Source organism: Actinomadura rifamycini DSM 43936 (assembly GCF_000425065.1).
Taxonomy (GTDB): Bacteria; Actinomycetota; Actinomycetes; order Streptosporangiales; family Streptosporangiaceae; genus Spirillospora; species Spirillospora rifamycini.
Genome location: NZ_AULB01000024.1, coordinates 56,775 through 76,274 on the forward strand (window position 1 = coordinate 56,775; position 19,500 = coordinate 76,274).

Here is a 19,500-nt window from a genome sequence, read left to right on the forward strand (position 1 = left end):
ACAGGGAAAGCTAACGACAAGCAACGACAAAGCGGTGCACGTAGGATCTCGTTGTGGAAGAGACGGTCATAACGGTCCGCGGCCTCGACGTGGAGCTGGGCGGAGTCCGGGTCCTGGACGGCTTCGACCTGGACGTGCGGCCCGGCGAGTTCCTCTCGATCATGGGGGCGAACGGCGCCGGGAAGTCGACCCTGCTGCGCTGCCTGGCGGGCCTGCAGCGGCCCGCCGCCGGGGAGGTGGCCGTCTTCGGCCGGCCGCCGGTGGACGGGCCCGAGTTCTGGCGCGACGTGGTCCATATCGCGGACGAACCGAGCTGGTACCCGTGGCTGTCGGTGCGCGAGCACGTCGACCTGATGCGGGCCGTGCACGGCGAGGTCCGGCTCGACACCGACGCGGCGCTGGAGCTGTTCGACCTGACCGGACGGGACGACGCGGCACCGGCGCGGCTCTCGGCCGGGCAGCGGCAGCGGCTCTCGCTGGCGATGGGGCTGGTGCGGCCGAGCCGGCTGCTCCTGCTGGACGAGCCGGAGCGCGGCCTCGACCTCGACTTCCGCGACCGGCTCAAGGAGATCTTCGTCGCGTACACCGTCGCGGGCGGCACCCTGGTGATGGTGACCCACGACGACGACCTCGCCTGGTCCACCCGCCGGCTGAGGCTGGAGGCCGCCGGATGAGCGGGGTGCGCGCCGCCCGCGGGTACCTCCGGGCGCACCGCCGGACGTCCGCCGGCTGGACGGACTGGTACACGCGCGCGGCCGTGGCCCTGTTCGCGGCCGCGCTGCTCGGCGGGTCCCTCGGTTCCGTGCTGCCGTCCGCCGCGCGGGACGTGGACCCGTCCCAGGCGGGGGCCGGGCTCGCCCTGGTCGCGCTGGCCTACGCGGGGTTCCTCACGCTGGCCCGCAGGTTCGGTCCGGTGGCGCTCCCGGCCGCCGACGCGTCGTGGCTGCTGCTCTCGCCGCTCCCCCGCCGCGGCGTGCTCGCCCGGAGCGCCGCGGCGCTGCTGGTGCTCGCGCTCGCCGCCGGGGCGGTGCTCGGCGTCGCGCTCCTCGCGGTCCTCGGCCTGCCCGGCGACGCGCCCGCCGCACTGGCCGGCGCGGTGCTCCCGGCCGTCGCGGCGACCGTCGGCGGGGCGGCGGCGGCCGTGCTCGCCCAGGCGTCGCCGCCCTGGGACACGGGGCTGCAGGCGCTGATCGCGGGGTCGACGGCCGCCGCCGCGGCCGCGCTGCTGCTCGGCGCCGGCCCCGGCCGCGAGGTGCGCGCCGCCGTCGCCGACGCGACGCCGGCGGCGGGCCCCGCCCTCGCGGTGGCCGGCGCGGTCGCGGCCGCGCTGCTGCTCCGGCTCGCGTGGCGGGCGCTCGACCGCGTCCCCGCGCGCTCGATCCTGGACGCGTCCACCCGCACGGGGCACGTGACCGCGGCGACGGTCGGCCTCGATCCGGCCGCGCTGACGTGGATCGCCGAGGAGGCCCACTGGCGCGGGCGGACGCTGCGGTCCCGCCCCTGGCCCGCGCGGGCGGCCCGCCCCGCGGCCCTCGCCTGGATCGACTGGCGCAGGCTGGCGCGCCGTCCGGGCCTGCTGTGCGCGCTGCTCGCGTCCGCCGCGGGCCCCGCGCTCGGCGTCGCGCCCCGCGCGGCGCTGGCCGCGCGGTCGGTGCTGCCCCTGCTGCTCGGCGGGGCCTGGCTCACCCTCGCCCTCGCCGCGCCGAGCATCGCGGACGGCACGGCCTGGTGGGCGTTCGGCCCGGCGGCGGCGCCCGCGCTGGCGGCCGGGGCGCTGCGGATGGCGCGGCGGCGGCCCGTCGACCACGCCATGCCGACCCTCGACACGCCGTTCGGCTCCGTGCCCACCGGCCCGGTCCTGTGGGCCGCGACCGGGCTCGACGTCGCCGCCCTCGGCTGCGCGCCGCTGCTCGCCGCACTGAGCGCCCCGCCGGCCGCGATCGGCCCGTACCTGGCGGTCCAGGCGGTCACCGGGGTCGCGGTCCTGGCGGCCTACCTGGCCGCCGCACGCCGCTGAACCGGGCCGGACGCCCGCGGTGAGGGGCGAAGCGGGCGCGGGGTCAGGCGGTGGGCTTCACTCCGGCGTCGGCGAGGATCTCGCGGTTCTCCCGGTAGAGGGCGTCGAACGCGGCCAGCTCCGCCTCGTCGTCCTCCTGCACGAACGACAGCGGGCCGTCGCCCGCCAGGGACGCCCGGTCGACCTCCGCCCGGAAGACGATCGTGCCGTTGCCCTCCAGGACGGGCTGCCAGCGGCCGTCGGCCTCCTGCAGCCACGACCGCGCCGGGCCGCCCGGGTTCCGCACCAGGACGGGCACGTCCGGGTCGACCCGGCCGAGCCGCGACCACACCGCGCGCGACGCCGCCACGCCCGACCCGCAGGACGGCGTCAGCCCCGCGCCGCGCTCGTAGGTCTGCACGTACACGTCGGCCGGGCCCCGCCCGTCCAGCGGGAGGACGAAGCTGACGTTCGCGCCCTGCGGGAAGTCGCCGCGCGCGTCCCCGACCCGCAGGCCCGTCTCGATCAGCTCGTCCTCGCGGTAGCCGCCGATGACGCTGACCAGGTGCGAGTTCGGCACCGCCACCGCCGTGACCGGCAGCGACGCGTGGTAGGCGCCGAGCACCCGGTCGACGACCGGTTCGGCGGCCCCGGCGACGATCGGGTCGGCGGGCGCGAAGTCGACCGGCGGCAGCTCCACCGCCGTCCGCCGCACGCCGTGCGGCGTCGTCCCCGCGTCCCGGACCGTGAAGTCGTACGGGCCGGTGCGCAGCACGACCTCCCCGGCGTCGTGGCGGTCGAGGAGCAGGCGCCCCGCGCCGCGCATCCCGTTGCCGCACAGCAGCGACTCCGAGCCGTCCGGGTTGAAGAACCACGCGCGGGCCGTGCCGTCGCCGCCGTCCACGATGAAGTAGACGCCGTCGGCGCCGAGCCCGTCCGGGCGGTCGCACAGCCGCCGCACCGCGCGGGCGGCCTCCCCGCCGGGGAACAGCTCGTCCGGGGCGCCGTCGACGACGAGGATGTCGTTACGGTTTCCGTGGACCTTGACGACCGGCAACTGCGACATGGCGGCTCTCTGACGTGCTGAAACGGGTGATCCGACCATCGTACCGGCCGACCGGGGGCCCGCGCGGGTCCGTGCCGCTAGCATCGCCGACGTCACACCCCCGCACACACCTGGACGCGCCATGTGGGACGACTTCGCCCGCCTCAGGACCGGCTACCTCCCCGGCGTCGACGAGCAGACGCTCATCCTGAAGATCGCCGAGGAGTACGGCGAGGCCGTCCAGGCGTACATCGGCGTCACCGGGCAGAACCCGAGCAAGGGCGTCCACGGCACCCCGGACAACGTCCGGGACGAACTCGCCGACGTCATCATCACCGCGGGGATCGCCCTCGTCGCGCTCACCGGCGACGACCCGGCCGCGGCCCGCGCCCACCTCGAACGCCGCCTGCGCGCCGTCACCGAGCGCTCCGGCGTCTGACCCGTCAGCCCGCCGCGATGTCCTCGAACATCCAGCGGTGGCCCTCGAGGTCGGCCGCACGGTACCGGCCGTCCACCGCGATGTCGCCGACCTCGGCGAGAATCACCGCCCCGGCACCCCGCGCCCGCTCGAAATGCGCCTCGATGTCCGACACGTACACGTGAACGCCGTCGATCACGTACGGGACGGACGACCACGCCGCGGCCTCCGCGCACTCCTCGGCATGCCGGCGCGGCGAACGGTACGCGGGCGTCGGCTCCGCGAGCATGATCGCGCCGCCGTCCTCCGTCTCCATCTCCGCGTGCCCGATCGTCCCGTCCGGCATCGTGATCCGGCCGGTCTCCCGGAACCCGAAGGCGTCACCGAGCCACACGAGCGCCGCACGCACGTCCTCGTACGACAGCATCGGCGTAACGACCTGCCTCACAACCCCTCCAAGCTCACCGATCGAACGACGCGGATCACTCCGGCGGCCCGGGCCGTTCCCGCTGGGCGAGCTTCGCCGCGATCGCGTAGTCGATGTGGACGTCGCGGTAGGTCGTTCCCGACCGCGCCTCGTCCGGAACGCCCGTGCGGACGCTGCCCGAGGATGACCGGGCGTCGGCGTCCCCGGTGAACTCGACCGAACTGTCCGGGACCGTCCCGAAGCGCAACTCGTCCGCCGTGACCGTCGCCCGGAAGAGGATCGCCGCCGACGCCGCGACCTCGTCCTCCGGATACTTCCCGGCCATCGTCCGTCACCCCGTCACCGGCTCGACTGCTTGGAGAACATGCGCATCAGCGCCCGCCCGAGTTCCTGAAGGGACTCCTCGGTCTCCCGAAGCGCCCCTCGCAACTCCGTGGCGTCGTCCGCCGCGCCTTCCCCGCCCTTTCCGCTGTTCCCGTCTCCCCCGTCCGCGGAGGACGGCCGGTCGCCCGACTTCCGATCCTCCGCCTGGTCATCCGACCCCCGGTCCGCCTGATCGCCCGACTTCCGATCGTCCGATTCCCGATCGCCCGACTCCCGATCGTCCGTCTGGTCGGCAGGCCGGTCGTCCGGCCGGTCGTCGCCCGACTCATCGCTCGGCTCGTCGCGCGGCTCGTCGCGCGGCTCGTCGCGCGGTTCCTCGCTCGCCTCGCCTGCCTGCTTCTCGTCCGGCTGTTCGTCCGGCTGTTCGTCCGGCTGTTCGTCCGGCTGTTCGTCCGGCGTTCCGCGCGGCTGACCGCCCTCGGCATCTTCCACGGCCTGTCCCGCCGTGCTCTCGACGGTGTCCCCGGCCTCTCCCGCAGCCCGTCCCGCGCTTTCACCGGCCTGCTGGGCGGTCTCGCCCGTCCCGCGGCCGACCTGCTCCGCCGCACCACCGGTCCCCTGCCCGGCCGCCTCGGCCGCGCCTCCAGCGCCCTGGCCGACCTGCTCGGCCGCACCCCCGGCGCCTTGACCGGCCGCCTCCGCCGCACCACCGGCACCTTGCCCAGCTGCTGCGGCCGCGCCACCGGCCCCCTTGCCGACGTCTTGTACCGCGCCTCCGGCGCCCTGCCCGGCCGCCTCCGCCGCACCACCGGCCCCTTGGCCGACCTGCTCGGCCGCGCCGCCAGCGCCCTTGCCGACCTGTTCGGCCGCGCCTCCGGCGCCGCGGCCGACGTCCTGCACGGCGCCGCCGGTGCCTTCGCCGACGTCCTCGACGGCGGACCCGGCGCCCCGGCCGACGTCCTGGACGGCGCCGCCGGCCCCCTTGCCGACGTCCTGGACCGCGCCCCCGGCGCCCCGGCCGACCTCCTTGACGGCGCCGCCGGCGCCCTCGCCGACGTCCTCGACGGCGTGTCCCGCTCCCCGGCCGACGTGCTCGACGGCGCCGCGGGCCCCCGTGCCCAGTTCGCCGACGGCCCGGCCCGCACCGGCCCCGATGGACTCCACGCCCCGGCCGATGTGCTCGAGGAGCTGCGGGTTGCGGTCGAGGGTGGTGAGGACGCGGTCGACGATGGCGGCCACCTCGTCGAGCCGGACCTCCAGGAGCGCCTGTGCCTCCACGCCCTTGATGTCGAGCTTGACCGCGCCCAAGCCGACGTCGGCGCCGACGTTGAGCCTCAGCATGTCGAGGACCTGTGCGGAGAGCGCCACGTGCGCCTCGAGGTTCTCGACCTCGAGGGAGATCTCCTCGACCTTGAGCTGCGGGACGTTGAGATACACGTCCGGCCCGCCCTTGGACGGCCGCCGCTCGATGGGGCGGTCGGGGTCCGGCCCGGGTACGTCGCGCGCGCCGCCGGCATGTTCTTCCCCCCGCTCGCGCGACCGCTCGTCGGGCGTGGTGTCTGCCATGGGTCCGGTCCCCTCGTCCGCGCTCGGTCAGCCGGCGCCGCTCTTCGCTTCGACCTTCTCGGCGTCCTGCTCTTGCTCCTGCTCCTGCTCTTGCCCCTCGTCCTGCTTCTGACCCTGCTCCTGGTCCTGGTCTTGCTCCTGGTCTTGCTCCTGGTCCTGGTCCTGTTCCTGGCTCTGCTCTTGGTCCTGGTTCTCCTGGGCTTCCTGCTCCTCCTTGACGGCGTCCTCGTGGGTCTTGACGACCTCGCCGTCGCGGATCTCGCCGCGCCAGCCCTCGATGTCGTCCTGTTCGAGGACCGAGCGGGTCATCATGTGGCGCTTGATGTGCTTGAACTCGAGGCGCAGCCGGCGCCCCTGCGCGCGCCAGAGGTTCGCGGTCTTCTCGAAGAAGCCGTCCGGGTGGTACTCGGCGACGAGCAGGACGCGGGTCAGGTTGGGGGTCAGCTCCGCGAAGGTCACGGCGCCGTCGACGTACCCCTTGGCGCCTTCGGACTTCCACACGATCCGCGTGTCGGGGATCTGCTCGGTGATCGTCGCTTTCCAGCTCCGGTGCGAGAGGAAGATCTGCGCACGCCAGTTGAGCTTCTCGTCGGACTCCTGCTCGACGCTCTCGACCTTGCTGGTGAACGAGGGGTAGTCGCCGAACCGCGTCCACTGGTCGTAGGTGGTGCGCAGCGGCAGCCCGACGTCGAACTCCTCGACGATGTTGACGACCTTGGCCTCTTTCTCGCTGCCGCCTCCGCCGCCGCCGTCTCCGTCGCCGCCGCCGAGCAGGCCGCCCGCGACGCCCTTCACCTTCTCCTTCGCTCCGGTCATCCCGGCGCTCATCCCCGCACGGAGCGGAGACTTGCCCTCCGCGATCTCCTTCGCCCCGGCGGCGAGCATCTTCTTGCCGACGCCGCCGCCGTCTCCGTCGCCGCCTCCGCCGCCGTCCCCGGCGCTCTCGCTCAGCCGTCCGGTGAGGTCGCGGATCCTGTCGTTGGCGGACGCCAGCGCCCGCGTCATCACCGCGCGCGCGAGGTCCTGGCTCGCCTCCTTGAACTGGTCGAGGGGAAGGTCGTCGATCAGACCCGGCGCGTCCTTCGTCTTGGTTTCGGCCATGGTCACCACTTCTCGCTCCGGTCGGCCGCTCCCCGCCTGGCGTGCGGACCGTCCCGTCGTCCGCACAGGGAGCGCGGCGTCACCCCACCTGTCACCGCGACCGACGAAGGACAAACGACCCGAACCCCGACGCTCGGGTAAAACGTTGGTCTGACCTGGACGTTCTACCCGGTCGGGGCCGGGCTCGGGACGTGGCCGGGCGGGAAGTCGCAGTCGATGTCGCCGACGTCCTTGTCGCCGCCGGGCTCCTCGATGAGGACGTAGGCGCAGGCGCGGCCGTGCTCGTCGGTGAAGGACTGCCGGGTGGCGGTCTCGCCGCACGCGGTCAGCGTGAGCAGGACGGCGGCGCACGCGGCGAGCAGCACGGCGGCGCGGGCGGGGCGGCGGGCGAGGAGGACGCGGGACGGGCGCGCCGTCCCTCCAGAACGTTTCATGCCCGCAGCATGACCGGGTTCCGGTGTCCGGTCCGCGCATTTCGCCACACGTCCGGGGAAGGGCGGATGACGGTCCGCGGCGGGGTGCTCAGCCCGGACGCAGGACGCCGAAGTCGCCGAGGTCGTGCGAGATCGTGAACGTTCGGGAGGTCATGCGCCAGCCGTCCGGGGTCCGGGTCCAGTGGTCCTCGTACTCGCCGAAGCACTCGTAGGCGCGCCCCGCCGCCTCCCCCTCGCCCTGGTGGTGGACGCGCGCGTAGGTGAGGGAGCGCGCCTCGTCGCCGCGGATCTCGACGCGGTGGTTGCCGAGGAGGTGCTGCGACGGCCCGCAGCCGCCGAGGTGCGCGCGGACCCGGGCGACGATCGTGTCCCGTCCGGTGCGGCCGTAGCCGGTGGCGTCCGGGACGAACATCGCGCCGACGGCGTCCCAGTCGCGGCGGTCGAGGGCGGCGGCCATCTCGGCGAGCCGCTCGATGATCTGTTCGCGGTCGCTCATCGTGGAGGTCATTTCTCTTCTCTACGGCGCTCGCGGGGCGCGCCGCCGTCCGCGTCCCGCTCACCGGTCCGGGAACACGAAAAAACCGCAGACCGTGGGTCTGCGGTTTCGCGGACAGTACCCCCGAGCGGATTCGAACCGCCGTTACCGCCTTGAGAGGGCGGCGTCCTAGGCCACTAGACGACGGGGGCCTGTCCGCTTTCGCGGACGCAGCTGGGGTACCAGGACTCGAACCTAGACTAACTGAACCAGAATCAGTCGTGCTGCCGATTACACCATACCCCAGAGAGGTACGCGGGCTTCCTGCCTTTCGGGCCGGTCGCTCGCGCCTCGATGAGAATACAGGAGTCGGGGACTTGGACCAAAACGAATAGCGGACGGTCGCCCGCGCGTCTCCATCGCGGACGGTTCGAGCCGCCCGCCGTCCGGGTCGCGCGGGCACGGGACCAGCCCGAACGCGGTCCCGGACGGCCCGGACCGGCGCCCGGGACGCTCCCCGGACGCCTTCCGCGATCCGGCCGGCTAGTCGCGGGCGATGACCCGGTTGGTGAGGGTCCCGACGTTCTCGACGGTCACGCTGACCTCGTCGCCGACCTCCAGCGGGCCCACGCCCGCCGGGGTGCCGGTGAGGATGACGTCGCCCGGCAGCAGCGTCATGACTTGGCTGACGTACTCGACGAGCTTCGGGATGTCGTGGATGAGCTGCGACGTGCGGGCGCTCTGCCGGACCTCGCCGTTCACGGTCGTGCTGATCGCCAGGTCCGCCGGATCGACCTCGGTCTCGATCCACGGGCCCAGCGGGCAGAACGTGTCGAACCCCTTCGCGCGCGTCCACTGGCCGTCGCGGGCCTGCAGGTCGCGGGCGGTGACGTCGTTCGCGCAGGTGTAGCCGAGGATCACCTCGGCGGCCCGGGACGCCGGCACCTCCCGGCACATCCGGCCGATCACCAGCGCGAGCTCGCCCTCGTGGTCGACCCGCTCGGACAGCTTCTCCGGGTAGGCGATCGCCTCGCCCGGTCCGATCACGCTCGTCGACGGCTTCGCGAAGATCAGCGGCTCGGCGGGGGCCTCCCCGCCCATCTCCGCGGCGTGCTCGGCGTAGTTCTTGCCGATCGCGATGACCTTGCTGGGCAGGATCGGGGCCAGCAGCCGGACGTCGGCGAGCGGGTACCGGTGCCCGGTGAAGGCGAGCTCCCCGAACGGATGCGCCGCGACGGCGGCGACGGTGTTCTCCTCCACCACCCCGAAGGACATGCCCTCGTCGGTGGAGAACCTGGCGATACGCATGGTCGAGAGCCTAGTACCCCGGTCAGAGGCCGCACCCCGCGCCGTTGAGGACGCACTCGGCGGGCGGCACCGGCTCCCCCGCGGCGCCGAACCGGACCGTCACCGTCCCCATCGGCGGGACGGCCGCCGCCCCCGGCGCGTTCTCGATCACCGCCCGCTCGCCGCCCCGCACCAGCCGTCCGCCCCACACGTTGCGGACGTCCGAGCCGGGCGCCAGGAACGTCAGCCGCCACGACGCCAGCGGCCGCCCGGTGCGGTTGGTGACGACGAACGAGCCTTCGTAGTAGCCGGGGCCGTCCTCGACGACCTGGAACGTGACGCCGTCGCCCCCCGGCGGCGGCTCCGCCCCGGCGACGGGCCCGCCGGACGCCCCGGCGGGCGGCGGGGACGTCCCGGCGGACGGCGGGACGGTCGTCGGCGCGGGCGCCGCGCCGCCGCTCGTCCCCTCGGGCGCGGCGGCCCGGGGCGTCGCCGCGCGGGTCTCGGCCGGGGCGGCGTCCGGCTCCCCGTCGTCGCCGAGGGCGAACACCGCGAGGAGGGCCACGGCGACCACGAGCACGCCGGTCCCCAGCGCGAAGGCCACTCCCCGCACGCTCCCGCCGGCCGTGCGCGCGGGCGGGGCCGAGGGGGCCTCCGGGTCGGGGAGTTCGGCGGTGCCGCCGGACCGCCGGCGCCGGGCGGGCGGGGCGTGCAGCGGCGCGACCCGCACGTCCTCGGGGTCGCCCGTGCCGCGCTCGTCCGGGACGTCCGGCGCGGTGTCGGCGGGGGCGGGGCCGTCCGGCGCGGCGGGCGGGTCGGGTTCGGTGGCGTTCGGGTCCGGGTCGGTGGCGGCCGGGTCCGCACCGGGGACGGCGAGTTCGGTGGCGGCCGCGGGGTCCGGGGGCATGGACCGGCGGTCGCGCCGCGGGGTCGGGTCGCCGCTCATCGATCGCTCTCCCGTCGTCGGTCTCATGGAGTCCGACGGCCGGGACGGCGGCGAGGTTCGTCCCGCGCGGGCGGTTCAGCCCGTCGCGGTCGGTTCCAGTCCCCGCCGCGCGGCCTGGCGCTGGTGCCGGTTCAGCATGTCGGTGATCAGTTCGATGGCGTGCGGGGTGGTGGCGGCCTGCACGCCGCTCAGCCAGCGGCTCGCCTCGGCGAGCAGGTCCTCGGCGGACTCGTCGGACGCGTCGGCGGACCGGGCGTCGGCCAGCCGGCCGAGCACGGCGCCGAGCCGCAGGGGCGCGCCGGGGTGCCCGGACTCGGCGGCCCGCCGGTACCAGTCGGCGGCCCGTTCGAGGTCGCCCTCCAGCTCGTACACCCGGCCCAGCCCGAAGGCCACGTCGACCCGGCCTCCGTCCGTCGGACGCCCGAGTTCCTCGGGGTTCCAGGGTCGGACAGGCATACGATCACTCCGGTGTTCGGGGGCTGGAAACGGCATGCGGGAACGCCGCGCGTGCCGCGCTCGTCCCATGGTGACCGCCGCACCCGAAATCCGCCACCGATTTCGCCGATTCCGCCGGAACTCCTCCTTTCCCGTGCCGGTGCCGGCGGAAAGTCCCGCGCGCGGCCGCGGACACGGCGGCCGCGCGCGGCGGGGCGGGCTCAGCGGTCGCCGTAGCGGGCGAGCGCGTCTTCGAAGCCGTCGTGCCCGTCGGCGTAGGAGCGGAGCCGGACGGGGGCGCCGCCGGCGGGGCCGGCCAGGCGTCCGGCGACCTCGCGCGGGTCGGCCAGCACTCCGCCGCCGAGCCGGACGGGGTCGCGCAGCACGGTGCGGTCGCCTTGCGCGCCGGAGACGAAGTCGCCGACCACGAAGCCGTCGGTCTCGTTCCAGACGAGGGCCCGCTCCCCGAGGACGAAGGTCGCGTCCCGGGGGTCGGACGGGTCGAGCCAGACGTCGGCGAGCCGCACGCCGCCGGCCGCGAGTTCGTCGGCGACCGCGGTGATGTATCCGCGGGTGACGTCGACGAAGGGGTCCGGGTGAGGCAGGGGTCGAAGGTTGCCGGTCACTGGGAGCTCCCTCTCTGTATGACTTCAATCGAAGTATGGGAGATGGAATCCGATTTGTCCCATTTGGTGACCTAAATATCCCCCGGCGGGCAGCGCAAATCAACCCCCTCGGCCCCGAACCTCCTTTCCGCTCCGCCGTTCTCCGTGCCCGGCGACCCGGCGGCGGGCGCCTCGACCCAGGACGCCCGCCCCCTCCCCTACCGGGCCGCGCCCCGCCCGCCGCCCCCGGCCGGGGACGACCGGCGGGACGTCCATCGCCGCGCGGCGGCGACCATTCTCGGCGCGATGACGACGGTCGCGCCCACGACCGGCCCCACCACGACCGAGACCCCCAGGGCCCGCCTTTCGCGCACCGCGCGCGAAGCGGCGGGAAGCCTCATTTCCCTGATCGAACTCCAATTGCGGGAACGCCGTTCCGCCGGGGGCACGACGCGCAGTGGACGGACGACGCCGACGGCCGCGTCGGGGCACGCCCCGGGGAACGGCGCCGCCTCCCGCACCGGCGTCAGAACCAGCCGCGGGTGCGCCCGCGCGGTCGGCAGCTCACCGAACCGGCTCTCTTCCACTGTGCACTCTCCTTCGGCCGAGCGGCCCGCCCGCCTCGACGGGCGGTCACGCCGTGGTGCGCTCCGGCTCGCGCTCGTCCCGGCGCACCACGTTGACCAGGGGCGCCGTGCGCGAGGAGCCGCCGGCGCGGAAGACCACGTTCCTGCTGGTCCACCCGGCGAACACGACATAGAGCGTGATGGCCACGAACAGCAGCGTCGGCACGAGAACCCATAGGTAGACGACGGCCATGCTGTCCTCCTTCTCCGCGCATTCGGGAGGTGTCTCTTCAGGGACACCGCCGCCTGCTACGCTTCTCCGAGATCTCATCTCGTTGACTTGTACCAACAAGTCTTTCACCAACAGTGTTACCCTTTTTAGAGGTTGCAAACATGTGGGCGGGGAAGAGCTTGTTCGGTACCTGATGTCCGGTTCGTAGCCGGACGTCGGCAGGCCGTCAGGTCGGAAGGAGCGGAACCATGGCCCGCACGACGCCTCCGCGGTGGCGCGACGTCGCCGACGACCTGCTCCAGCGCATCGAGCGCGGCGACCTCGCGCCCGGCGACGGAGCCGGCGGGCGGCGGCGGCTGCCGCCGGAGAAGGACCTCGAACTGCAGTACGGCGTCGCGCGCAACACCGTCCGCGAGGCGCTGGCCTGGCTGCAGAGGCAGGGCGCCGTCCGCTCCGAGCAGGGCAAGGGCACGTTCGTCGTCGACCGCCCGCAGGCGGACCACGTCACCCTGTCCGCCACCGCGCTGGGCCTGGCGCCCGGCGGCGGGGAAGGCGAGTGGTACAACCGGGACGCGTTCATCCCCGCGGGCCGGAAGGTGACCGTCTCTCCCGTCAAGGTGGAGATCCAGGAAGGGTCGCAGGTCATCTCCTGGTACCTGCAGACGGACGAGGACACCGAGTTCATCTCCCGGCACCAGCTCCTCCACCTCGACGGGCGCCCGTGGGCGATGCAGACGTCCTTCTATCCGCTGGAGTTCGCGACCGCGGGGGCGTCCCGGCTGCTCAAGCCGCGCAACATCCCCGAGGGCGCGGTCGCCTACCTGAAGGAGACCCTCGGCTACACCGAGGTCGGCTTCCACGACGAGATCCGGGCGCGCGTTCCGGACGAGAACGAGAAGTACTTCTTCAGCCTCGGCGACTCGGCCGCCGACGTGGTCTTCGAGACCGTCCGAACGGCGTACTCGGAGAGCGGCCGGGCCTTCCGTCTCACCGTGACGGTCTGGCCCGCGGACCGGACCCGCCTGCACTACAACGCGGGAGACGTTCCCGAGGACGTCCTCCTGCGGCCCGGCCAGGGAGGGTCGCGCATCGTGTCACCGGACGACGACGACGGCTGACGCGCCGCGCGGACCGGCCCGCCGGCACCCGCACCCAACCGCACGCCTCCCGTGCCCCGGCCGTCCGCCGGCAGCCTCGGCTCCCGGCGGGCCCGGGCGACGGGGGCGGTTCACTCTCGGAGCGCAGCAGCACGTGGACACTGACACCGGGACCCGTCAACGCCGCCGGATCCCACTTCCCAGCTACCGCATCCGCCCCGCCCGCACGGACGAACTCGACGTCGTCCTCGGGCTCATCGACGGGGCCGCGGCATGGCTCCGGGCGGAGAAGCCCGCGACGCGCCAGTGGAACCGGCCGTGGCCGAACCCGGACGGCCGCCGCGAACGGGTGTACGAGGGGCTGCTGAATGCCGAGACCTGGCTGCTGTTCGAGGAGGCCCCCGGCACGGATCCCCTCGGCACGGATCCCCTCGGCGGGAACCCCATCGGCACGGAACCCATCGGCACGGTCACCATCAGGCTGGTCGGCCACGAGGAGCTGTGGACCGCCCGCGAGCGCGAGATCGACGCCGTCTACCTGCACCGGCTCGTCATCGAGCGCGGGCACGCGGGCGCCGGGCTGGGCGCCGAACTGATCGACTGGGCGGGCCGCAAGGGGCGGTCGATGCTGCCGACCGCGCGGCTCATCAGGATCGACGTCTGGTCGGACAACGGCGAACTGCACGGCTACTACAAGGAGCAGGGGTTCCAGCACATCGCGACCCGGACGACCAGCGACCGGTCGCCGTCGGGCGCGGTGTTCGAGAAGCCGATCGGCCCCGAGCCCGCCGCGCCGCGCATCCGCGAGGCCGCCCGGGAGCCGCAGGGCTCCTGAGGACCTTCCCCGTGCCGAGGCGGCCGGGGCGCGCGGGGGTCAGACGAAGCGGACGAGCATCAGGTCGCTGTCGGGGGTCTCGCGCCAGTAGACGGCGCCCGGCTCGCGCGACATCCGCTCGATCTCGGCGGAGATGATCAGCGCCCGGTTGATGCAGTCGGTCTTGTTGTAGCCGGTCATCTCCTGGAGCCGCTGCAGGGCCTGGACGGCCTTGCCGGTGAGGTTGATCGTGACCCGCTCGCCCTGCGGGACCGCCTCCGCGCGGACCTCGGGGGCGTTCTCGTCGGCTCGAGCGTTGCTCATGACCTGCTCATCTCCAATCCGGAGAGCGAGGGGCGGCTCCGTCCGACGCCGGGGGCTCGGCCGGACGCCGTCAGGCCGATGTGCAGCCCTCGACCAGCCGTCCCCTGCCCCGGAAAAGGGTGTACAGGGGGATTTGCCCTGTCCCGGCCGCACGGAAACCCGGCCGCCCTCCCTCGTCGTCGTACTGTCGCCATCAGGTTAGCCAACATTCACCGCCTTTTGTACATCAAACATATGGCGATTCACTGCATCGCGTCTTAGCCTGAGCGTGGGACGTGGGGCATCCGACGAGTGCCGAGGAGCCGGCGGGAGCGGGCCGGGCCTTCCTTGGGGAAGGAAGCATCGTGAGGACTCGACGAAACGGTGGACGCGCGGGCCCGGGCCTGCTGAGCGCGCAGGTGACCACGCCCGTGACGCTGTTCGGGGTCGTGCTGGGGTACGGGCTGGACGGCTCGTCGGGCGCGGCGGTCGTGGGCGTCCTGGCGTTCCTGTCGCTGCCGGCGGCCGCCCTGACGAACGCGGTCGTCCAGTACCTGCGGGCCGGGGCGCCCGAACCCGAGCCCGCGCCGGGCACCGACATCGTGGCCGTCCCGCGGCCCATGGAACCCGCCGGGGGCCGCTACGCCGAGACGACGTTCTGGGGCGCGCTGGCCCCGGACGAGCGCCGCGCGCTGCTCGCCCGCGGGCGCGGGCACGTCTACGGCAAGGAGGACGCGCTGTGCGAGGAGGGCGGGCCCGCCCACGAGGCCATCGTGATCCTCGACGGCTGGACGCGCGTGTGGGTGCGGGAGGGGATCGACCAGCGGATCCTGGCGTTCCGCGGGCCGGGCGAACTGGTCGGCGAGCGGGCGGCGCTGCTCGTCCGGGACCGGTCCGCCACGGTGACCGCGGAGGGCGACGTGGCGGCGCTGCGGGTCCCGGCCGAGGCGTTCGCCGGGTTCCTGGCCGAGCACCCCCGGGTCCGGGCCGTCCTCGAACGGCAGGTGTACCGGCGGCAGACCGAGGACCGGGGGCCCGCCCCGCCGGACTGGACGAACGGCAACTGCTCGGTGCTCGTCACCGACATCACCGGGTTCGGCTCGCCGCGGCGCACCGACGCCGACCGGCGCGTGGTGGTGGAGGCGATGTACGAGCGGCTGGACGCGGCGTTCGCGGCGTCCGGCATCGACTTCTCCCGGCTCTACCAGGAGGACCGGGGGGACGGCGCGCTGATCGTGGTCCCGCCGACCATCCCGACCGAGCGGGTCGTGGACCCGATGCTCGCGCACCTCGCGGCGTCGCTGCGGCGGCACAACCGGCGCGCGGCGGACGCGACGCGGCTCCGGCTCCGCGCGGCGCTGCACGTGGGGCCGGTGCAGCGCGGCGACCGCGGCGTCTCCGGCATCGCGATCATCACCGCCCGGCGGCTCGTGGACGCCCCCGCGGTGAAGCGCCGGGCCGCCGAGACGGGCGCGGACCTGGCGTTCGTGGCGTCCGACTTCGTCTACGACTCGGTGATCCGCTCGGGGCCGGGTCTCGTCGACCCCGGCCGGTACGCGCGCGTCCGGGTCCGGGTGAAGGAGGCGCGGCTGTCGGCGTGGCTCACCCTGGAGGGCGGGGCGTCGTGGCCGCAGGCGATGTAGGACGATGCAGGGGGAGCAAGCACCCGAGCCGAAGGAGACCCGCGTGTCCGTCGTGAAGATCAACGTCCTGACCGTGAACCCGGAGATGCGCGAGGAGATCGAGCGCCGGTTCGCCGGCCGGGCCGGCCTGGTGGAGTCGGCCGAGGGGTTCGAGGGCTTCGAGCTGCTGCGCCCCGTCGAGGGCCAGGACCGGTACCTGGTCTACACGAAGTGGCGCAGCGAGGAGGACTTCCAGCGCTGGACCGAGAGCCAGGCGTTCCAGCGCGGCCACGCCGAGGCCGCGAAGGACCGCCCCGCCGGGCACGGGCACGGGCACGGCGGCCCGGCCGCCGCGGGCGCCGAACTGTGGAGCTTCGAGGTCGTCCAGAGCGCCGCCCCGAAGCCCGCCGACTCCTGAACGGCCCGGCGGCGTCCGTCCCGGGCGGCCGGACGCCGCCGGAACGTCAGCGGGCCACGAGGTCCTGGTAGTCGGGGTGCTTCTCGATCCACCCCTTGATGAACGGGCACAGCGGGACGACGCGCAGGCCCCGCGCCCGCACGTCGTCGAGCGCTCCCCTGGCCAGCGCGCCGCCCACGCCCCGCCCCTTGAAGGCCGGGTCGATCTCGGTGTGCGTGAACATGACGACGCCCTCCCCCGGTTCGTACTCGGCGAAGCCGGCGGGGGCGCCGTCCACGGTGATGTCGTAGCGCTGCTCGGCGGTGTTGTCGCTGACGTCGGTGCTCATGTCCCGATCATCCCCGACCCGCGGGCCCGGCGGTCAGCCGACCTCGTGGCCGGCGTGCAGCAGGCAGTAGGTGACGGCCTCCTCGAGGGCCTGCCAGGACGCGGCGATGACGTTGTCCTCGACGCCGACCGTGCCCCACTCGCGCGTGCCGTCGCCCGACTCGACCAGCACCCGGGTGCGGGCGTCGGTGCCGTGGGCGCCCTCCAGGATGCGGACCTTGTAGTCGACGAGCTCCAGCCGCGCCAGCTCCGGGTACAGCCGCTCCAGCGCGATGCGCAGGGCGTTGTCGAGGGCGTTGACGGGGCCGTTGCCCTCGCCGGTCGCGATGATCCGCTCGCCCTTGGCGTGCAGCTTCACCGTCGCCTCGCTGATCATGGAGCCGTCCGGACGGCGCTCCACGATCGACCGCCACGACTCGACCTCGAAGTGCCGCTGCCGGACGCCCGTCAGCTCCTCGCGCAGGAGGAGCTCGAAGGAGGCGTCGGCGGCCTCGTAGGTGTAGCCGGTCGACTCCAGCTCCTTGACGCGGTCGACGACGGCCTTCGCCTTGTCGCCGGACAGGTCGTAGCCGAGCTCGCGGCCCTTCAGCTCGACCGAGGCGCGCCCGGCCATGCTGGACACGAGCATCCGCATGTCGTTGCCGACGGCCGCCGGGTCGATGTGCTGGTACAGGTCCGGGTCGACCTTGACGGCGGACGCGTGCAGGCCCGCCTTGTGCGCGAACGCCGACAGGCCCACGTAGGGCTGCTGCGAGCTCGGCGTCACGTTCGTGACCTCGGACACCGCATGCGCGATCCGGGTCATCTCGGCGAGCTGGTCGTCCCGCACCAGGCTCATCCCCCGCTTGAGCTGGAGGTTCCCGACGAGGGTGAACAGGTTCGCGTTGCCGCTGCGCTCGCCGTACCCGTTGGCGCACCCCTGGACGTGCGTCGCGCCGGCCTTCACGGCGGCGAGCGAGTTCGCGACCGCGCAGCCCGAGTCGTCGTGGCAGTGGATGCCGACCCGCACGCCGAGGGACACGACCTCGTGGACGACGTCGGCGAGCTCGTCCGGCAGCATGCCGCCGTTGGTGTCGCACAGCGCGACGACGTCCGCGCCGGCCTCGGCGGCGGTGCGGACGGCCTCCAGCGCGTACGCGCGGTTCGCCTTGTAGCCGTCGAAGAAGTGCTCGGCGTCCAGGAAGACGCGTCGGCCCTCCGCACGCAGGTGGGAGACCGTGTCGCGGATCATCGCGAGGTTCTCCTCCAGGCTGGTGCGGAGGGCCAGCTCGACGTGCCTGTCGTGACTCTTGGCGACCAGGGTCACGACGGACGCGCCGGATTCGCGCAGCGCGGCGACCTGCGGGTCGTCGGCCGCCTTCACCCCGGCCCGGCGGGTCGCGCCGAACGCGGTGAGCCGCGCGTGCTTCAGGTCCAGCTCGGTCTGAGCCCGCCTGAAGAACTCGGTGTCCTTGGGGTTGGCGCCCGGCCAGCCGCCCTCGATGAAGCCGATGCCCAGGTCGTCCAGGTGCCGCGCGATGGCGAGCTTGTCGGCCACGGAGAGGTTGAGCCCCTCCTGCTGCGAGCCGTCGCGCAGCGTGGTGTCGTAGACGTGGAAAGCGTCAGCTTGCATGGTTTCGGAAACCCCCAGATATGGGCGGATCGGCGCCAGGACACAAAAAAGACCCCTCACGGACGTGAGAGGTCTGCGCGCCGGCGATGTCCCGTCAGATGCCGGCGCGCCAGCCGATAATCACGAGGCTGTGGCGCATGATGCACCCAGTGTGCCACACCCGACCCAATGCTGAGAACGTGATCCCACATGCCGAGACGCGCGGCGCCGGCCGGGACGGCCGGAGCCGCCCCGGCGCGCCTCCGGATCAGACGATCTTGTGGACCCAGCCGTACGGGTCGGGGCGGGTGCCGTACTGGATGCCGATGAGCTCCTCGCGGAGCCGCATCGAGATCTCGCCGGGCTCGCCGTCGCCGATCGTCCACTCGCGGTCGTGGCCCTTGACGTGCCCGACCGGGCTGATGATCGCGGCGGTGCCGCAGCCGAACACCTCGGTGATCTCGCCGGACGCGCAGCCCGCCTGCCACTCGTCGATGCTGATCTTGCCTTCCTCGGCCTGGATGCCGAGGTCGGGCGCGAGCTTGAGCATGGAGTCGCGGGTGATGCCGGCGAGCAGGGTGCCGGTGAGCGCGGGCGTGAGGATGCGCGCGTCCGAGCCGGAGCCGTAGACGAACATGAGGTTCATCGAGCCGACCTCCTCGACCCAGCGGTGCTCCACCGCGTCGAGCCAGACGACCTGGTCGCAGCCCTGCTCGACGGCCTCGGCCTGCCCGGCGAAGGACGCCGCGTAGTTGCCGCCGAACTTCGCCTCGCCCGTCCCGCCGGGGGCGGCGCGGGTGTAGTCCTGCGACAGCCACACCGAGACGGGCTTGATGCCGCGCGGGTAGTACAGCCCGGACGGCGAGGCGATGACCATGAACAGGAACTCGCTGGCCGGGTTGTTGACGCCGAGGGCGCGGGTGGTGGCGAACATGAACGGGCGCAGGTAGAGGCTGTGCCCCTCGGTGTCCGGGACCCACGCGCGGTCGGTGCCGACGAGGAGCTCGCAGGCGCGGACGAACAGCTCGTCCGGGATCTGCGGCATCGCCATCCGCTTGGCGGACCGGTTCATCCGCGCGGCGTTCATGTAGGGGCGGAACGTGACGATCGAGCCGTCCGGCTGCTTGTACGCCTTGAGGCCCTCGAAGAGCTCCTGCGCGTAGTGGAACACCTGGCACGCCGGGTCCATCGGGATCGGCCCGTACGGTTCGAGCTTCGCGTCGTACCAGCCGCGGTCCGCCGAGTAGCGGATCGTGACCATGTGGTCGGTGAAGTACCGGCCGAAGCCCGGGTCGGCCAGGACGCGCTCGCGCTCGGCGGCCGACGCGGGCCGGTCGGTGAGCGTGATCTCGAAGTCCAGGTTGCTGCTCATCGCGGTTGTCCTCTCGCGGATCGCCGGTGCGGCCCCATCGCCGCATAGGCGTCTTTAGTCCTTATTGTCGTACTTCGTGGAGGTGACTCCTCGGTAACG

Annotated in this window: 23 protein-coding genes and 2 tRNA genes; 7 read left to right on the forward strand and 18 right to left on the reverse strand. The window is 73.6% G+C overall.

Features of this window, described 5'->3' with window-relative positions:
- The first annotated feature begins 53 nt into the window (after window positions 1-53).
- Window positions 54-674, forward strand: coding sequence for a heme ABC exporter ATP-binding protein CcmA (ccmA, locus tag H505_RS0122905; protein WP_026403844.1), 621 nt, complete (start codon window positions 54-56; stop codon window positions 672-674).
- Complete coding sequence (locus H505_RS0122910) at window positions 671-2,017, forward strand: DUF6297 family protein (RefSeq protein WP_026403845.1); 1,347 nt, start codon at window positions 671-673, stop codon at window positions 2,015-2,017. The genes ccmA and H505_RS0122910 overlap by 4 nt, the downstream gene beginning before the upstream one ends.
- Before the next feature lie 43 nt (window positions 2,018-2,060).
- Here the strand turns inward: H505_RS0122910 and dapF are convergent, their stop codons facing one another.
- Window positions 2,061-3,062, reverse strand: coding sequence for a diaminopimelate epimerase (gene dapF, locus H505_RS0122915; protein WP_026403846.1), 1,002 nt, complete (start codon window positions 3,060-3,062; stop codon window positions 2,061-2,063).
- A gap of 121 nt (window positions 3,063-3,183) precedes the next feature.
- On the opposite strand from dapF, the gene H505_RS43800 reads away from it, so the two are divergent.
- Window positions 3,184-3,480, forward strand: coding sequence for a MazG-like family protein (locus H505_RS43800; protein WP_051301060.1), 297 nt, complete (start codon window positions 3,184-3,186; stop codon window positions 3,478-3,480).
- 4 nt (window positions 3,481-3,484) lie between these two features.
- On the opposite strand, the gene H505_RS43805 is transcribed toward H505_RS43800, so the two are convergent.
- The 13 genes from H505_RS43805 to H505_RS0122990 form a co-directional block, all read right to left on the reverse strand.
- Complete coding sequence (locus tag H505_RS43805) at window positions 3,485-3,907, reverse strand: VOC family protein (RefSeq protein WP_157433094.1); 423 nt, start codon at window positions 3,905-3,907, stop codon at window positions 3,485-3,487.
- Between the two features lie 34 nt (window positions 3,908-3,941).
- On the reverse strand, window positions 3,942-4,211 hold the full coding sequence (locus H505_RS0122930) for a hypothetical protein (protein WP_051301062.1): 270 nt from the start codon (window positions 4,209-4,211) through the stop codon (window positions 3,942-3,944).
- Between the two features lie 14 nt (window positions 4,212-4,225).
- Window positions 4,226-5,776, reverse strand: a complete 1,551-nt coding sequence (locus tag H505_RS51115; RefSeq protein ID WP_051301063.1) for a hypothetical protein — start codon at window positions 5,774-5,776, stop codon at window positions 4,226-4,228.
- A 27-nt stretch (window positions 5,777-5,803) separates the two neighbouring features.
- Window positions 5,804-6,877 (reverse strand): SRPBCC family protein, encoded by a 1,074-nt coding sequence (locus H505_RS43815; protein ID WP_157433095.1) that lies wholly within the window; start codon window positions 6,875-6,877, stop codon window positions 5,804-5,806.
- 164 nt (window positions 6,878-7,041) lie between these two features.
- A complete protein-coding gene (locus H505_RS43820) occupies window positions 7,042-7,311 on the reverse strand; it encodes a hypothetical protein (RefSeq protein WP_034519385.1) in 270 nt (89 codons plus the stop codon).
- Between the two features lie 88 nt (window positions 7,312-7,399).
- On the reverse strand, window positions 7,400-7,807 hold the full coding sequence (locus H505_RS0122950) for a nuclear transport factor 2 family protein (protein ID WP_051301065.1): 408 nt from the start codon (window positions 7,805-7,807) through the stop codon (window positions 7,400-7,402).
- 118 nt (window positions 7,808-7,925) lie between these two features.
- Window positions 7,926-7,998, reverse strand: a tRNA-Glu gene (locus H505_RS0122955).
- 22 nt (window positions 7,999-8,020) lie between these two features.
- Window positions 8,021-8,092, reverse strand: a tRNA-Gln gene (locus H505_RS0122960).
- A gap of 237 nt (window positions 8,093-8,329) precedes the next feature.
- Window positions 8,330-9,094, reverse strand: a complete 765-nt coding sequence (locus tag H505_RS0122965) for a fumarylacetoacetate hydrolase family protein (protein ID WP_026403850.1) — start codon at window positions 9,092-9,094, stop codon at window positions 8,330-8,332.
- A gap of 22 nt (window positions 9,095-9,116) precedes the next feature.
- Window positions 9,117-10,019 carry a cellulose binding domain-containing protein gene (locus H505_RS0122970; protein ID WP_026403851.1) on the reverse strand — a complete coding sequence of 301 codons (903 nt, stop codon included), beginning with the start codon at window positions 10,017-10,019 and terminating at the stop codon, window positions 9,117-9,119.
- 75 nt (window positions 10,020-10,094) lie between these two features.
- Window positions 10,095-10,475 carry an SEL1-like repeat protein gene (locus H505_RS0122975; RefSeq protein ID WP_026403852.1) on the reverse strand — a complete coding sequence of 127 codons (381 nt, stop codon included), beginning with the start codon at window positions 10,473-10,475 and terminating at the stop codon, window positions 10,095-10,097.
- A 200-nt stretch (window positions 10,476-10,675) separates the two neighbouring features.
- Window positions 10,676-11,080, reverse strand: coding sequence for a DUF6292 family protein (locus H505_RS43825; protein ID WP_034519387.1), 405 nt, complete (start codon window positions 11,078-11,080; stop codon window positions 10,676-10,678).
- Between the two features lie 612 nt (window positions 11,081-11,692).
- Window positions 11,693-11,878, reverse strand: a complete 186-nt coding sequence (locus tag H505_RS0122990) for a hypothetical protein (protein ID WP_026403854.1) — start codon at window positions 11,876-11,878, stop codon at window positions 11,693-11,695.
- A 227-nt stretch (window positions 11,879-12,105) separates the two neighbouring features.
- Between H505_RS0122990 and H505_RS0122995 the strand changes: the two genes are divergently transcribed.
- A complete protein-coding gene (locus H505_RS0122995; RefSeq protein ID WP_026403855.1) occupies window positions 12,106-12,975 on the forward strand; it encodes a GntR family transcriptional regulator in 870 nt (289 codons plus the stop codon).
- A 133-nt stretch (window positions 12,976-13,108) separates the two neighbouring features.
- On the forward strand, window positions 13,109-13,789 hold the full coding sequence (locus tag H505_RS47990; RefSeq protein ID WP_051301066.1) for a GNAT family N-acetyltransferase: 681 nt from the start codon (window positions 13,109-13,111) through the stop codon (window positions 13,787-13,789).
- A gap of 39 nt (window positions 13,790-13,828) precedes the next feature.
- Here H505_RS47990 and H505_RS43835 read toward each other — a convergent pair whose 3' ends face one another.
- Window positions 13,829-14,092: a hypothetical protein gene (locus H505_RS43835; RefSeq protein ID WP_051301067.1), complete on the reverse strand. Its 264-nt coding sequence runs from the start codon at window positions 14,090-14,092 to the stop codon at window positions 13,829-13,831.
- A gap of 344 nt (window positions 14,093-14,436) precedes the next feature.
- Between H505_RS43835 and H505_RS0123010 the strand changes: the two genes are divergently transcribed.
- Together H505_RS0123010 and H505_RS0123015 are read left to right on the forward strand one after the other, a co-directional pair.
- Entirely contained in the window at window positions 14,437-15,714 is a 1,278-nt protein-coding gene (locus H505_RS0123010) for a Crp/Fnr family transcriptional regulator (protein WP_157433096.1), read from the forward strand.
- A gap of 43 nt (window positions 15,715-15,757) precedes the next feature.
- Window positions 15,758-16,111, forward strand: coding sequence for an antibiotic biosynthesis monooxygenase family protein (locus H505_RS0123015; protein WP_026403857.1), 354 nt, complete (start codon window positions 15,758-15,760; stop codon window positions 16,109-16,111).
- A gap of 46 nt (window positions 16,112-16,157) precedes the next feature.
- Here H505_RS0123015 and H505_RS0123020 read toward each other — a convergent pair whose 3' ends face one another.
- From H505_RS0123020 to H505_RS0123030, 3 genes are all read right to left on the reverse strand, one after another.
- Window positions 16,158-16,439 carry a GNAT family N-acetyltransferase gene (locus H505_RS0123020; RefSeq protein ID WP_026403858.1) on the reverse strand — a complete coding sequence of 94 codons (282 nt, stop codon included), beginning with the start codon at window positions 16,437-16,439 and terminating at the stop codon, window positions 16,158-16,160.
- 33 nt (window positions 16,440-16,472) lie between these two features.
- Entirely contained in the window at window positions 16,473-18,050 is a 1,578-nt protein-coding gene (cimA, locus tag H505_RS0123025; protein WP_026403859.1) for a citramalate synthase, read from the reverse strand.
- 247 nt (window positions 18,051-18,297) lie between these two features.
- Window positions 18,298-19,401 carry a branched-chain amino acid aminotransferase gene (locus tag H505_RS0123030; protein ID WP_026403860.1) on the reverse strand — a complete coding sequence of 368 codons (1,104 nt, stop codon included), beginning with the start codon at window positions 19,399-19,401 and terminating at the stop codon, window positions 18,298-18,300.
- Window positions 19,402-19,500: the final 99 nt, after the last annotated feature.